Source organism: Flavobacterium sp. 40-81 (genome assembly GCF_001898245.1).
Taxonomy (GTDB): domain Bacteria; phylum Bacteroidota; class Bacteroidia; order Flavobacteriales; family Flavobacteriaceae; genus Flavobacterium; species Flavobacterium inviolabile.
Window position 1 is genome coordinate 92,365 of the sequence record NZ_MKTM01000012.1, and the last position, 14,371, is coordinate 106,735.

Annotated in this window: 14 protein-coding genes; 9 read left to right on the plus strand and 5 right to left on the minus strand. The window is 38.9% G+C overall.

What is annotated here, in order from left to right; genetic code table 11:
* Positions 1 to 8 precede the first annotated feature (8 nt).
* Positions 9 to 1,640, minus strand: a complete 1,632-nt coding sequence (locus BGO42_RS04120; RefSeq protein WP_273246341.1) for a SulP family inorganic anion transporter — start codon at positions 1,638 to 1,640, stop codon at positions 9 to 11.
* Positions 1,641 to 2,306: 666 nt separating this feature from the next.
* Here BGO42_RS04120 and BGO42_RS04125 point away from each other — a divergent pair.
* From BGO42_RS04125 to BGO42_RS04140, 4 genes are all read left to right on the plus strand, one after another.
* On the plus strand, positions 2,307 to 2,963 hold the full coding sequence (locus BGO42_RS04125; protein ID WP_273246343.1) for a suppressor of fused domain protein: 657 nt from the start codon (positions 2,307 to 2,309) through the stop codon (positions 2,961 to 2,963).
* A 190-nt stretch (positions 2,964 to 3,153) separates the two neighbouring features.
* On the plus strand, positions 3,154 to 5,460 hold the full coding sequence (locus tag BGO42_RS04130; RefSeq protein WP_273246344.1) for a hypothetical protein: 2,307 nt from the start codon (positions 3,154 to 3,156) through the stop codon (positions 5,458 to 5,460).
* 115 nt (positions 5,461 to 5,575) lie between these two features.
* Positions 5,576 to 6,028, plus strand: coding sequence for a RidA family protein (locus BGO42_RS04135; protein WP_177734779.1), 453 nt, complete (start codon positions 5,576 to 5,578; stop codon positions 6,026 to 6,028).
* 282 nt (positions 6,029 to 6,310) lie between these two features.
* Positions 6,311 to 6,763, plus strand: a complete 453-nt coding sequence (locus BGO42_RS04140; RefSeq protein WP_273246345.1) for a GNAT family N-acetyltransferase — start codon at positions 6,311 to 6,313, stop codon at positions 6,761 to 6,763.
* Positions 6,764 to 6,863: 100 nt separating this feature from the next.
* On the opposite strand, the gene BGO42_RS04145 is transcribed toward BGO42_RS04140, so the two are convergent.
* The 3 genes from BGO42_RS04145 to BGO42_RS04155 form a co-directional block, all read right to left on the minus strand.
* Positions 6,864 to 7,148 carry a hypothetical protein gene (locus tag BGO42_RS04145; RefSeq protein WP_273246346.1) on the minus strand — a complete coding sequence of 95 codons (285 nt, stop codon included), beginning with the start codon at positions 7,146 to 7,148 and terminating at the stop codon, positions 6,864 to 6,866.
* A 127-nt stretch (positions 7,149 to 7,275) separates the two neighbouring features.
* Positions 7,276 to 7,770 (minus strand): hypothetical protein, encoded by a 495-nt coding sequence (locus BGO42_RS04150; protein ID WP_273246347.1) that lies wholly within the window; start codon positions 7,768 to 7,770, stop codon positions 7,276 to 7,278.
* A 195-nt stretch (positions 7,771 to 7,965) separates the two neighbouring features.
* Positions 7,966 to 9,942 carry an alpha-ketoacid dehydrogenase subunit alpha/beta gene (locus BGO42_RS04155; protein ID WP_273246348.1) on the minus strand — a complete coding sequence of 659 codons (1,977 nt, stop codon included), beginning with the start codon at positions 9,940 to 9,942 and terminating at the stop codon, positions 7,966 to 7,968.
* Positions 9,943 to 10,161: 219 nt separating this feature from the next.
* On the opposite strand from BGO42_RS04155, the gene BGO42_RS04160 reads away from it, so the two are divergent.
* The 5 genes from BGO42_RS04160 to BGO42_RS04180 all read left to right on the plus strand — a co-directional run bounded on the left by BGO42_RS04160 (position 10,162) and on the right by BGO42_RS04180 (position 13,441).
* On the plus strand, positions 10,162 to 11,112 hold the full coding sequence (locus BGO42_RS04160) for an isopenicillin N synthase family dioxygenase (protein WP_177734784.1): 951 nt from the start codon (positions 10,162 to 10,164) through the stop codon (positions 11,110 to 11,112).
* Between the two features lie 118 nt (positions 11,113 to 11,230).
* Entirely contained in the window at positions 11,231 to 11,581 is a 351-nt protein-coding gene (locus BGO42_RS04165; RefSeq protein ID WP_177734786.1) for a translation initiation factor, read from the plus strand.
* Between the two features lie 14 nt (positions 11,582 to 11,595).
* Positions 11,596 to 12,468, plus strand: a complete 873-nt coding sequence (locus tag BGO42_RS04170; RefSeq protein WP_177734788.1) for a nucleoside phosphorylase — start codon at positions 11,596 to 11,598, stop codon at positions 12,466 to 12,468.
* Positions 12,469 to 12,924 (plus strand): DinB family protein, encoded by a 456-nt coding sequence (locus BGO42_RS04175; protein ID WP_273246349.1) that lies wholly within the window; start codon positions 12,469 to 12,471, stop codon positions 12,922 to 12,924.
* Positions 12,908 to 13,441: a GNAT family N-acetyltransferase gene (locus BGO42_RS04180; RefSeq protein WP_273246350.1), complete on the plus strand. Its 534-nt coding sequence runs from the start codon at positions 12,908 to 12,910 to the stop codon at positions 13,439 to 13,441. Before BGO42_RS04175 ends, BGO42_RS04180 begins: the two co-directional genes overlap by 17 nt.
* On the opposite strand, the gene BGO42_RS04185 is transcribed toward BGO42_RS04180, so the two are convergent.
* The gene (locus BGO42_RS04185; protein WP_273246351.1) at positions 13,438 to 14,268 is read right to left on the minus strand and encodes a helix-turn-helix domain-containing protein; all 831 of its coding nucleotides are present in this window, start codon (positions 14,266 to 14,268) and stop codon (positions 13,438 to 13,440) included. The two genes, BGO42_RS04180 and BGO42_RS04185, sit on opposite strands and share 4 nt — an antisense overlap.
* Between the last annotated feature and the right edge of the window lie 103 nt (positions 14,269 to 14,371).

A 14,371-nucleotide genomic window follows, 5' to 3' on the forward strand; every position in this document is an offset into this window, starting at 1 on the left:
GATTATTCTTATTTATAGCTTTTCCCGGCAATATTTACGGCATCGTCAACACTCAGAAAGCTTAAGAAAACCGTTGGATATTCCGGTGAGAGCAACTGGCTCAGCACCCGGTAAACCGGGTCTTTAAGGCGTGTTAAAACGAGTTTCTTTTCTTCTTTTGTCATGAATTCCCAGAAATCTTTTATCGTTTCCAGAGCCGTACCGTCCAGATCCGGGGATTCTTCCAGGCTAATAATAACGGTATGAATACTGTTCCTGTCGGCTATTATCAGCGCTCTTGCCTGATTCAGTATGCGTTCGGTATTTGCAAAAAACAAAGGCTGATCCGGTCTGAGAATCAGAATCCCGGCAACGGGAAGCGCATCGGGATGTTTTTTAATATCCACAAAATCGTGGCTGTTGTCCAGACGTCCTAAAATAGATATGGTGGATTCTGAAAACTGTTTCAGCAATAAAATCACGCTGGTTCCGATAGCCACTAACAAGCCGTCCAATACGCCTAATAAAAGGACACTCATAATGGAAAAGACAAGCAGAAAACGGTCCCTTTTCCATACAAAATACGGTTTTAATACGGCAGGATTCAGGTTATGTCCCACAGCATGAATAACAATCGCCGCCAGAACGGGCTGAGGTGTATATCCGATGAGCGGTAACATCCCGACAATAATAAGGAGTAGTGTTATGGCAGCAACCATACCGGCTGTTTTTGATGTTGCACCGGCGGCTTCATTGGCAGAAGTTGCAGAATATCCGGCGCCCACAGGCATGCCGTGAAATAAAGCAGAAACGATATTGGACACACCCAATACCCATAAATCCCTGTTGGACCGTATGCTATCGCCATGTTTCAGGGCAAAACTCCTGATTGATCCGTAAGATTCCGAATATAAGACCATTACCAAAGCCAGTCCCAGTTCTACCAGGCGCAGCCAGTCATTATAGGATAGCTCCGGTAAATCCGGCAGCTCCGGTTTTAAGTGAATCGTTCCTACATTTGCTATCCCATAAGCCGGAAAGTCAATCCCCTTCCCGATGATAATGCTTAATCCGATAACGACCAGACCGCCGGGAAAATATTTAATCCGGGAAAAGACCGTTAACAGCAATAAGGCGATAACGGCTGTTAAGATGCTCCAGTAATTCCATTCTTTATACTGTAAAAAAACATCGGGCAAATACCGGAAAAAATTGGAATGTGATGTGTTAATTCCGGTTATACCGCTCCATTGTTTGACAATTATCGTAATAACCAAACCGAATGTAAAGCCTCTTAATACCGGCTTTGCTATAAAATCGGTGATTGTACCGATACGAATCAATGATGCGATTAAGAAAAACAACCCGGTAATGAATACCAAACCAATGGCAAAAGTGAGGCTGGAAGCATTACTTCCGTAAGCGGCTAAAGCAGCTGCCATTACTACAGCCGATGAAGAGGTTGCCGAAACAATAGCAAAACGGCTTGTTCCAAACAGCGCATAACACAATAAACCGGCAAAAAGGGCTATGATACCCGACTGCGGCGGCATATTCGCCAATCCGGAGTAGGCAACGGCTTCGGGCAGTAAAAGTCCGGCAATTGATAAGCCGGCGATAATATCCTGCAGGTTTAATCCGGATAAGATACGCTTATTCATACCGATATTCTGTTTTATCACTCAATTAAAGATACATACTTTCTCTGCATCAGGACTTATCGGATACTATTTTTCGATAAATCCATTACTTTTTTGCCCTTTTTACACTTCATTTTTTGTTTTTTAATACGCATTAACACATAATTAACCACGTGCGTAGATGTGCGTAGTAAAATATTAGTTTTTCTTCAGACTATGTTTTTAATTTGTTTCAACAATTCGAAACAACAATTTCCGGATTTGTTATTTACCCGGATTTTCAGTGTCGATTTGAATTTTATACGCCTGTTTTTTTTACATATAATGTGCTTTTTTATATACCATGAATGCCGGACAGTCAGAACAGTTGTTCAGGAGCAATGAAATACCCCTAACACTTTTTGACTGTCTATTTTTAAGCTGTTTATCAATACTGCCTGTCATTTTTAAAGCAGTATACTTTGTCATTTTGTGTTTTTTGAGTTTTCTTTTCAGAAACTAAAGACGGTATTCTTTGAAATCTAAAGATACTGTTAAAACATTATTTTCATTCATTTTTACTTAGTAATTTGAAAGCTGATAATTTAAAAAAACCGGCAGTACTGAGAAATCCATTCCTATACAGTACTACATGCCTTAGTCTCATGCTGTCGGTTTTAAAGTAATAACAGCTAAAAAGAACACACTATGACATTAGAAGAATTCAGGCAAAAATTTTCTGAGGAAGATGCTGTCGGATGGATGGAAATTGACAGCAAATTAGAATCGTTTTATCCGGAGCAGGAACCCAGTCACTACGCTCCAATGATCAAATATATGTTGGGCGGCAATGACCCTTTAGACGGCATCAGTTATTATCATAGTGACACCCATTTACCCCATTATCACGCGGTCAGTTATGGTTTTTCCAACCTGTATTACGATGAAAAAGCCCTTGGTGGCGAATTCAGCAAATGGGGATTTGAACTCACTTACCGTACCTTTCCATATCATCTGGACAAAGAACTCCCTTTTTATGCCGGTAATGTAATGCAAAATCTGGCACGTTATGTCTATGAAAGTGAACGCTGGTTTGAACCGTATCATTATATACCGCTCAACAGCAGTATCCGGCTGGACAGCGACACCAAGATTAAAGCATTGCTTTTTGTTATAGATCCGGAACTTGGTGAGATCGACACCCTATACGGAAAGCTTCAGTTCTTACAGATGGTCGGCATTACCGAAACCGAATATCAAAAAATTCTCGACGGGCAATATACCCCCAAAGAACTGATCAATAAAGCAAAGGAAACCAATCCGCTGCTGATTACCGATTTAAACAGAGAACACGATTATTTATAGTACCCAAATCGTTTCGATTACCCATTATTACTACTCATAGTTACTCAAAAACTGCATTTTGCTGTTCTGTGTAGCTATGAGTAGTTCTTTTTTAGCATTTTCTGTAAATCTTTATTTTATTTGTCTTTACGACTACACATCCTGTACCTGTTGCCTATTTTACGGAATGCTTTTTTTTAAATGATTGCCTATGAAAATAACGACATTATTACCCCTGGAAAAACTGGAAGAATTGTTTGACTTTCCATTGTTTGCCACCAAAGAAACCTATAGTTTATATCTTGATACGGCATATTTTGTAATTCATAAATTCAAAAGTATTTATATCAACAAAAGCGGCGATTTTAGCTTGTTTATTTCCATTCAGAAAAGAAAGTACCTGTTCTGGACCACTTCCAGAATAACATATACCTATAAGACTGTAAACAGTACGGTCTGGAATGAAATGAACAGTGTTCCGCCGGAAAGTATAATCCGTTTTTTAAACCAATACTGGCCGAAACTGATCCGGGAACTGGCACACAGGGATACCCTGACCCCGGAAATCATTTCCTACTGGCGCACTATCATTTCCCGAAATATCACTGTTGAAAAAATAGTCCATTACTGCTCCCTTCCCGTTGTATTTAATACTTCCGGTCCTTTTACACAAAACTGCAAAAAAACAATTACCGGCAGCGATCTTTCTTTTCAGTTTGACTGCTTCCGTACCGATAACGGGAGCAAGAGTACCATTACCATTACGGAGCTGCACAACAACCCGAAACGGTATTCCTTTCTTTTTGTATATGAAACAACGCAGCTACAAGACAAAACCATCAGCCTGCAGTTACAGCATCATAACGGTATAGAATCCGAGTCGCGGGCAATTGATTTCTTTGAAACCGATTATCTGAAAAAAGCACTGGAATTATGGCAGGCTATGGAAATCTGCATTACGGCCAAAAACGACCTATACCTGCAAAAAGCTGCTACACAGCACGGGAATACGATTCCCATATCCAAACCGGTTTTAAAGAACAATTATGTTTCTATCCAGGGAAACAAATTGCGGCTGATCGATCCGGGACAGGCACAGCGGTATCTGGAAAATATTATGAATGCCGATTATTCCGGTAAATTGTATGAGCTCACCGATTCGTTACAATTTCCGATCCGCAAAGACAGTGTTGTTCCGGATGTGTTTATACTTGCCGAAAAAAATGTCCATCTCAGCTATCTGAATTTTAAAGAGATTCTATCGGATTATCAAGACGAACTGAATATCCTGGGCTTTATTTTCCTTAAAGATCTGAATGTGGCTTCCTATATCCTATCTGACGATTTTTGCTATACAAAGCCGTTAATCGTATTGGGCAACCTGAATACCAAAAACATCTTGCTGGACAGCCAGACACACTATATACAAGGGAATCTCAATTGTGAATTTTTTATCGGCCTGGGGTATAAAGGTTCCTTTTATGTAAATGGCAAACTGGCCGCAAAATGCCTGCTTTCAGATGAAATGACCGTTTATACTTCCGATTTGTATGTAGCCGCGCTAATTGGAAACGGAATGATCAAATTTTCAAAAATCGTCGTTGAAGAAAACAACAAAGTCCTTTTAAAATATTATAGCTTTCCCGATACCCATTATCTGAAAAACATCCTTCATGCTACCCTTTTCAACGCGCCGATAGCATTGAAAAATGTACCTAAAATAATATCCCGGATAAAAAACGGTCTTTCGTTACTGCATCCCGATTATAATCCCAATTACTCCGGCTTTCCTGTAACGATCACCAAGCGGTTTGATGTTATTTTTAATTTTCTAAAGCAATCCGGCGAGAATTCGCATACTATCGCAGCGGACGGTCAGCTGGTTTTGTGTCGTTATTTAATCAAAAATTACAACGGCAGGACCTATCAGGTGGTGGGACAGCATCATACCGCGAATAATTATTTTGTGGGCATTATCCGTAATTTACTGACCAACAGCTTCAATATTATTATTAATTATTACGAACCGGATAACAAAACCCTCAAGCTAAACCATATTATCCCGATTATCGAAAACACTATTCTGGCCAAAACGGGAAAACACGCTTTTGACAGTGCCGAGAAGGCGCTTTTGGAGCCGGTACCCATAGCGTTTTACCAATCCAACTATCATGATTTTGGCGCTGTCGGCCCCTATACCATCAACGATATCATGACCTTGCTGATTGACGAATTAAAGAGCGAAAAGTATGCTATAGACCGGGAAAATGCAGAATTTAAAGTTACTATTTACAATAAACGATGGGCCATTGCTGCCAGTATATCCGGCCTTGTTATTTTTGAAAATAAAGAACTGGATGAAATGCGGTATTCTTCGCTGCCCCTCAAGATGTACCTCTATAACATTGATGACGAAAAATTAAAGCTGTTATGGCTGGCCACGCTGTACAACGATTATGCAAAAATCCTCCGGGAAGACTGGAAATCATTAGAAGAGCTTTCCGGAAAATTAAAATGATGTTATCCTTACATCCTCTTCTTTACGGAATTATAAGCAGTAAAACATCAACATATGTAAACATTCCCGCTAATTTTTATACCGAATTTTGTATTCTAATTCTAAAAAAGTTATCATGAAACCCGGAATACTGACACCGATTTTTCTATCGCTGAGTCTGCACAACAGCTTTTCACAGGAAATATCCAATCCCGAAACCCTTTATGACCCAACGATACACGGGTATTCCCACGTTGCCGTAGTTCCAGCAAACAGTGTGCAGGTTTTTGTTGCCGGGCAGGGCGGCCATACTAAAGAGGGCGTTATTAGCCATGATTTCCGCAAGCAGGTACAGCAATCCTTTAAAAACCTGGAACTGGCATTGCAATCGAAAGGATTAAGCCTTAAAAACATTGTAAAACTGACCACGCTTGTCGTTGACTATGACGAGAAGAAACACCAAATCCTTATTGAAGAATCGGCAAAAATATGGACCGATAAAAAATTCCCGGTAAACACGCTGATTCCCGTTCCCAGACTGGCACTCACGGAAATGCAGATTGAAATTGATGCTACAGCAGTCAAATAAATAACATTATTTATAAAAGTACAGGCTATTTAAAAGAAGAAATCCTTTTATTTGAAAAAATTCACATAAAGTGAAAATCACTATAAATATTCGCATATTTCTTACATTTTACACCCCGTAAAATGTGTTTATTTGACTTAAAATACTATTTTTTTAACTTTTTTTTAAATTTATAATACATTATTAGAAAGTAAATAAATAAAATATATTCCTTTTTGGTAAACATTCGTATCTTTACCAAGCCTCACGTCTTTTTAAAATTCTGACCAAATAATTTAAATTATGCCAGTTTTAATTAGAACGACTTCAAACAATAATGATTTTAAAAATCTTGTTGTGTTACTTGACCAGGACCTTAAAATAAGAGATGGGAAGGAGCATTTGTTTTTTGCTCAGTTTAATAAAATCGACAAAATTAAACATGTCGTTTTAGCGTACAAAGATGACAAAATTGTTGGTTGCGGTGCTATAAAGCAGTATTCTGACGATATTACTGAGATTAAACGAATGTATGTTCATCCTGATTTTCGTGGTCAAGGAATTGCCGGTGAAATTCTAAAGGAATTAGAACGATGGGCTACTGAATTATTTTTTTCCGAATGCATTTTAGAAACCGGGAAAAAACAACCTGAAGCCATTCGCCTTTATGAAAGATCCGGTTATCATATTATCCCGAATTTCGGACAATATGAAGGTATAGAGAGTAGTGTTTGTATGAAAAAAGTTATCTTATAATTTGTTTATATACAATCTCGATAGTTTTTACAATAAAAAAAGAAGCTTAAAAAACTTCTTTTTTTATTGACTACTCTAGTGCCATAATATAAGGGTAATACTATATTGTTTTGTAAATTCTTCTTACAGGGATTACGACTCCTTGCTTCAAAATAATACGTTCATCCGTTACGCCCCAAATAGTAGTTTCCACCATTTTTTTAGAAACATTATCCTCAAAGTAAATCTTAATTTTCAGATGCTCTAAATTACCTAAGGTTAAAGCTCTGTTCAAATCTTCCATTCTTCTTGTAATGGCTGCTTTATCATCATCTAAAACATCACTTTCCGGGAATGATAAGGCCTCTATTAGTTCTTTGTCAACTATTTCAAAATTTGCATCCATAAATTCATTTCATTTAAATAATACTCACATATATTAACTAAATTAAAAAAAAATCCTTACAGTTTTCCTAAAAAAGTATTAAAAAAAGCCATACTTCCGTATGGCTTTTTTATCTGTCTGATTTCGATTATTTTATATATGTTTTATTTCCGTTATCGTTAATGTAATATTTACCGCCTCTTGGCCCGGTATATACTTTTTTACCGTTATAGGTACCGGTTACCTTGTCTTCTGTAACAGCTGCTTTGGCTGTTGCCGCTTTACTCTTAACGTCTTTTTTCGCTGTGGCAGCTTTTTCTTTGGTATCGGCTACTGCTTTATCCGTTTTTTTCTCTGCTTTTTTAGCCACTTCTTTTGCTTCCGCTTTGGTGTCTTTTACAGCTTTATCTGTTTTATCCTTTACTGCTGTAGCATCCTTTTTAGTATCTTTTACGGCTTTGGCTGTTTTGTCTTTTACCGCTTTGGTATCGTCCTTAGCTTCTTTTTTTGCATCAGCCGCATTTTTCTTTGCTTTAGCCATTTCCGTATCGGCTTTTTTGGTGGCTTTTTTTGCTACTGTTTCCTGGGCAAAAACACCTAATGAAACCAATAATGCCAAACTAAGATAAATTACTTTTTTCATACAATTACGTTTTACAATTAATATTAAATTTAACAGTTATATTAAAAATACATTTAATTTTCACATAAAATTACAAACAAAACCTACATCTTGTTTGCATTAACAAAAAAATAATTACACTGCTGCCAAAGTTATTTTCAGACCATAAAAAAAGCCCCATTAAAATGAGGCTTTACAATTATAATACTGTACCTGTTAATAGGCTATTAATTCCAATAAGTCTTTTTCAAAACGTTGTTTTGGCAAATATTGATCTTCCAGTGCTTTTACAAAAGGAATAGCACTTTCCAGACTTCCCACGCGTTTTACAGGACCGTCAAGATATTCAAAACAGTTTTCCATGATCATCGCAGAAACATCACTTGCAATTCCGCCAAACAGTGAATCTTCCTGTAAAATAATCACTTTACCGGTTTTCTTAGCCGACTGGTAGATTGTTTCTGTATCCAGCGGTTGTAACGTACGCAAATCGATTAAATCCGCTTTAATTTCCGGATGTTTCGATAATGTTTCCAAGGCCCAGTGTACTCCGGCTCCAAAAGAAATGATCGTTACCTGATCGCCTTCTTTTATTAAAGAAGCCTTTCCAAACGGAATGGTGTAATAATCTTTAGGTACATCCTGGTAAACACTTCTGTACAATTGTTTGTGCTCAAAAAACATTACCGGATTCGGGTCGTTAATCGCTGTATTCAGTAAGCCTTTAGCATCATAAGGAAATGCCGGATAAACCACTTTTAATCCCGGTGTTTTGGTAAACCAGGCTTCATTTGTCTGCGAATGGAAAGGACCTGCCTGTGTTCCGCCGCCGCAAGGCATACGCACCACCACATCGGCATTTTCCTGCCATCTGTAATGCACTTTTGCCAGGTAGTTTACAATCGGGTTGAATCCTGTAGAAACGAAATCGGCAAACTGCATTTCCACAACCGCTTTATGTCCGTTAATCGACAATCCCATTCCGGCTGAAACAACAGCACTTTCGCAGATTGGCGTATTGCGTACGCGGTCTTTTCCGAATTGTGCTACAAAGCCATCCGTTATTTTAAAGGCTCCACCGTATTCGGCTATATCCTGCCCCATAATAACCAGGTTATCATGACGCTCCATTGATTGTTTTAGTCCCTGTGAAATAGCATCCACCACACGGATGTTCTCTACCGCATCGGAATGGTCGAACGCTTCAAACGCATACGGTCTGTAAACATCGTTCAATTCCTCGCTCAGACTTGCTTCAATTTCAGGTTCTTTCTGAACTTTAGCCCAGTGTTCGTCTATTTCTTTTTTGATTTCCGCACGGTATGCTTCATCCAAATCCGGCGTTAGCACCCCTAACTCTGTCAGGTATTTTCTGAAATTATCAACCGGATCTTTAATAGCCCACATGTCCATTAATTCCTGCGGAACATATTTTGTACCGCTCGCCTCTTCGTGTCCGCGCATACGGAATGTTTTGAATTCCAGTAAAACCGGACGCGGGTTAGTGCGCATCGAAGCTACCAGTTCGTCTATTTTGGTGTAAACTTCCAGTATGTTATTACCGTCAATAATATGGCTTTCCATTCCGTAACCCACGCCTTTATCGGCAAGGTTCTCGCAACGGTATTGTTCATTTGTTGGTGTAGACAAACCGTAGCCGTTATTTTCAATAACAAACAATACCGGTAAGTCCCAAACGGCAGCAATATTTAAAGCCTCGTGGAAATCACCTTCAGAAGTTGCTCCTTCACCGGTAAATACCGCTGTAACTTTTCCGTTTTTCTTTAATTTGTTCGCCAAAGCAATACCATCGGCAACCCCTAATTGTGGTCCCAAATGGGAAATCATTCCGATAATCTTGTATTCCTGTGTTCCAAAATGGAAAGAACGGTCACGTCCTTTGGTAAAACCATCGGCTTTACCCTGCCATTGTGAAAATAAACGGTATAAAGGGATTTCTCTTGTTGTAAACACACCTAAATTACGGTGCATCGGCAGTATGTATTCGTCTTTGTCCAAAACCGAGGTAATTCCAACAGAAATTGCTTCCTGTCCTATTCCGGAAAACCATTTTGATACTTTTCCCTGACGGATCAGAATCAGCATTTTTTCCTCTATCAATCTTGGTTTTATTAATTTTTTATATAAATCTAATAATTTGTCGTCACTTAGATTTTTTTTATCAAAATTCATGTTGTTTTGCTTTGATTAAACGCTCCCAAAAGTATAAAAAAATAACAGTCACACATTTATTTGTTATCAAAATATTTTCCCAAAATTTACCGTGTTTCCGGAATACTTTTACAGCGGATCCGATTGTTAATAACTTTATGAATTTTATCTAAAAATTATTATTTACTTTTGTTTTATAATGGTTTCACGACCAAAAAGTTATTAACAAAATTTTTCAAGATGCAAAACATTCCCAGTGTTGACTTGCGTGATTTCCTATCGGGTGACCCGGTACGTAAACAAAAATTTGTAAATGAAATCGGAAAAGCCTACGAAGACATCGGCTTCGTAGCATTAAAAGGTCATTTTTTAGATGACCGATTAGTTGATGAACTTTATGGGGAAGTTCGTAACTTTTTCAGCCAGCCTCTTGAGGTTAAAGAAAAGTACGAAATTCCGGGTATTGGTGGACAGCGTGGCTATGTTTCTTTTGGAAAAGAACATGCTAAAGGCAGAAAAGAAGGCGATTTAAAAGAGTTTTGGCACTTTGGCCAATACGTTGAAAATGACCCGAAATTAGAAGCGGAATATCCTGCTAATGTAGTTGTGGATGAGCTTCCGAAATTTAATACTGTAGGTAAAGAAGCCTATCAGATGCTTGAAAAAACAGGTGTATACGTGTTAAGAGCACTGGCTTTATACTTAGGGCTTGACGAGTTCTATTTTGACAATTACATCAAAAACGGAAACAGTATTTTAAGACCTATTCACTATCCTCCTATCACGTCAGAACCGGAAAATGCCGTTCGTGCAGCAGCACATGGCGATATCAACCTGATTACCTTATTAATGGGAGCACAAGGGAAAGGATTACAGGTTCAGAATCACAACGGCGAATGGATTGATGCCATTGCCCAGGATGATGAACTGGTTATTAATGTGGGCGATATGTTATCCCGTCACACGAATAACAAACTGAAATCCACTATTCACCAGGTGGTGAACCCGCCAAGAGAATTATGGGGAACTTCCCGCTATTCGATCCCGTTTTTTATGCACCCGATAAGCGAAATGCCTTTGGACTGCCTGGAAAACTGCATTGATGCCGAAAATCCGAAACGCTATGACGATATTACCGCCGGTGATTTCTTATACGAACGTTTGGTAGATTTAGGGTTAATTAAAAAATAATCGCTATTTTTATAGTATTGTAAAAGACATTAAGTTCGATACTTAATGTCTTTTATGTTTTACAATATCGGTGATGCAAACGGTTATACCGGCTTGGCATCACCTCTATAATTTTTTTATGGCAAAGAAAATAAGCAGTTTAGAAGACCTTGGCGGATTTGTATTTTCCACCAATAAAGATTTTGAGTTCCATGACGAGCAGGAACAGGAAGAAACATTAGCGCCTGACAAACAACAACTGGAAGCCCATCTGGATAAAAAAAACAGAGGCGGTAAAACAGCAACCATCATCAAAGGGTTTGCAGGTAGTGAAGACGATTTAAAAACATTGGCCAAGCAATTAAAAACACTGTGTGGTGTGGGCGGGGCTGCCAAAGACGGAGAAATCATCATTCAGGGTAATTTCCGTGATAAAATCATGGATTTCCTTGTAAAAGAAGGCTATAAAGTAAAACGCGTAGGCGGTTAATAAAATTAAAACGAATGACAACAATTGAATCATCAGAATTAATCCTGAATCCGGACGGTAGTGTTTACCACTTAAACCTTAAACCGGAAAACATCGCTACAGATATTATATTTGTGGGAGACCAGAACCGGGTCTCTAAAATCACCAAACATTTTGATACCGTTGAATTTTCGACTCAAAAAAGAGAATTCAAAACCGAAACCGGTACCTACAAAGGCAAACGATTAACAGTAATGTCTACAGGAATCGGTCCCGACAATATCGATATTGTTATGAACGAACTGGATGCCCTGGTTAATATTGACCTGGAAACCCGTACGATTAAAAAACAGCTGACTTCCCTTAATATTATCCGCATCGGGACTTCCGGTTCCTTACAGGCTGATATTCCGGTAGACAGTTTTGTAATGTCGGAATACGGTTTAGGACTGGACAATATGCTTCGCTCCTATATTATAGATACTATTTCCGAAAAAGAAATTGAAGAGGCTTTTATCAAACATACCGACTGGGATCTGAGAAAAGGAAGACCTTATGTTGTAAAAGGAAGTGCTGCGCTATCAAAAAAAGTAGAAAGCAGCCAGATCCACAAAGGTTTTACCGGAACGGCAGGTGGTTTTTACGGCCCGCAGGGACGTGTACTGCGCTTACCGATTCAGGACGAACAGCTGAATGCCAAAATGGACAGCTTTAACTATAACGGCACCCGAATGACCAATCTTGAAATGGAAACCGGAGCAATTTACGGCTTGGCCCGCTTACTGGGTCACGAAGCCTTATCGCTAAATGCCATTATTGCCAACAGAGCCAACGGAACTTTTAGTGAAGATCCGTATAAAGCGGTGGATGAGCTCATCCTATACACCCTGAACAAACTGGCAGAATAAATGAACACCGTTGCCGCGAAGCTGCAAAAGAATATTCAGGAGATTGAGGATTTATTTCACCGTAAACAGCTTGCTGATTTCGATCGTAAAATTTCCGGTACCAAATGGTCTAAAAAAGAAATTTTAGGCCATTTGATTGATTCGGCTATTAATAACCTACAGCGTTTTACAGAAATCCAGTACCTGGAGAAACCGTATTCCGTAAGGCCATACAATCCGGATGAACTGGTAAAAGCAAATCGCTATCAGGAAAAAGACAGTCCCGATTTACTGCTGCTTTGGGTACAGCTAAACAGGCAGATTGCCTTTGTGATGCTCAATCAGACAGAAGACACCCTGGCTTATCCGCTATTATTACCGGATAATCAGCAGCGGGATCTCCGTTTTTTAATGACCGATTATGTTGTACATCTGGAACACCATCTTAAAGCAATAAAAAATGAAGCCAATAATTGAAACCGAAAGATTGTACATCCGGGAGTTAGTTCCTGAGGATGCTGCCGGTATTTTCCGTTTGGATTCCGATCCTGACGTGCATGAATTTTTAGGCAAAAAACCCATAAAAACACTGGAAGAAGCCCAAAATGCCATTGCGTATATCCGAACCCAATATCAGACGAATGGCATTGGCCGCTGGGCAATGGTTTTAAAAGACACCAATGAGTTTATTGGCTGGACAGGTTTAAAACTGATTACCGAGCCTCTCAATCAGCATGTTCAATTCTACGATCTGGGTTATCGTATTATTAAAGAACATTGGCGAAAAGGCTATGGTCTGGAATCGGCAACAGCGTGTCTGAACTACGGATTCAACACCATGCAGCTGGATAAAATTTATGCTTATGCCATGATTGGCAATACCGGATCGCGGGCTATTCTTCAAAAGCTGGAACCGTCGCATACCGAATTTTTCTCGGATGACGGGGATGAATGCATCTGGTTTGAATACACCAATAAAAAAGCCGGCAATTAACTTTGCTGGCTTTTTTTTAGAATTTCAACACCGTTTAGATAATCGGACGGACGCTGCCCTAACAGTTTATAAAAAGTATTGCTGAAAGTCGGGATACTGTTGTAACCAACCGCCTGCGCCACTTCGTTTACCGGTAATCTTTTTTCCAAAAGCAGCTCAATTGCTTTTAGCATTCTTCGGATTGTAAAAAACTGGATAAACGACATGCCGAGGTCTTTTTGAAACAGGCGGTATAAGGAACGCTCACTGAATCCGAATTTTGCTGCCAGATCCGAAAAAAAGATGGTTTCATCTAAATTTTCATCCAGATAGGATACAATTTTAATCAGCCTTTTATCTTTTGCCGAAGGTAATGCCAGCGGCAGATTGGTTTCACATATTTCCGGCAAGATCGCTTTAATGGCTTTTGCTATCACAAAATTCCGGCTGCCTTTTTTCAGATTACCATTCCACCGGTTTGTAAAAAGCATCATTTGCAATAGCAAATCATTTACCGGGTAAATTCCTTCATTATTATAAAAGGAATGTTCATTCTTATCTATCGGAAAATACAGGTTCCGCATCATTACATTTTCCGAACTGGGATGAATACTGTGCCTGATATTGTTCGGAATCCACATAAAATGGCGTGCCGGAAGAAAATAGGTTTTGGTTTCGGTGGTCACATATACAATCCCGCCTTCCGTATACAACAGCTGTGCTTTTTCGTGCCGGTGCGTTGGAATGAGCAATTCGCCCATCAAATCATGATGGCAGTAAATACTGCTCTTATCGGTATCGACATCTTTGGTATAGTATTTTTCAATGACCTGATTGTTTTGCTCCATAGTGTCTGAAATGAATATGTTTTTGGCTTATAACAATAATAAGCTGCTATATTATTTCTCTAAAATTGTAATCTAAACCAATAATATTAAAATTAATAAAAAG

Coding starts and splice junctions, on each gene's coding strand:
- BGO42_RS04120 (WP_273246341.1), bottom strand. CDS start 1,640: ATGAATAAGCGTATCTTATCCGGATTAAACCTGCAGGATATTATCGCC.
- BGO42_RS04125 (WP_273246343.1), top strand. CDS start 2,307: ATGACATTAGAAGAATTCAGGCAAAAATTTTCTGAGGAAGATGCTGTC.
- BGO42_RS04130 (WP_273246344.1), top strand. CDS start 3,154: ATGAAAATAACGACATTATTACCCCTGGAAAAACTGGAAGAATTGTTT.
- BGO42_RS04135 (WP_177734779.1), top strand. CDS start 5,576: ATGAAACCCGGAATACTGACACCGATTTTTCTATCGCTGAGTCTGCAC.
- BGO42_RS04140 (WP_273246345.1), top strand. CDS start 6,311: ATGCCAGTTTTAATTAGAACGACTTCAAACAATAATGATTTTAAAAAT.
- BGO42_RS04145 (WP_273246346.1), bottom strand. CDS start 7,148: ATGGATGCAAATTTTGAAATAGTTGACAAAGAACTAATAGAGGCCTTA.
- BGO42_RS04150 (WP_273246347.1), bottom strand. CDS start 7,770: ATGAAAAAAGTAATTTATCTTAGTTTGGCATTATTGGTTTCATTAGGT.
- BGO42_RS04155 (WP_273246348.1), bottom strand. CDS start 9,942: ATGAATTTTGATAAAAAAAATCTAAGTGACGACAAATTATTAGATTTA.
- BGO42_RS04160 (WP_177734784.1), top strand. CDS start 10,162: ATGCAAAACATTCCCAGTGTTGACTTGCGTGATTTCCTATCGGGTGAC.
- BGO42_RS04165 (WP_177734786.1), top strand. CDS start 11,231: ATGGCAAAGAAAATAAGCAGTTTAGAAGACCTTGGCGGATTTGTATTT.
- BGO42_RS04170 (WP_177734788.1), top strand. CDS start 11,596: ATGACAACAATTGAATCATCAGAATTAATCCTGAATCCGGACGGTAGT.
- BGO42_RS04175 (WP_273246349.1), top strand. CDS start 12,469: ATGAACACCGTTGCCGCGAAGCTGCAAAAGAATATTCAGGAGATTGAG.
- BGO42_RS04180 (WP_273246350.1), top strand. CDS start 12,908: ATGAAGCCAATAATTGAAACCGAAAGATTGTACATCCGGGAGTTAGTT.
- BGO42_RS04185 (WP_273246351.1), bottom strand. CDS start 14,268: ATGGAGCAAAACAATCAGGTCATTGAAAAATACTATACCAAAGATGTC.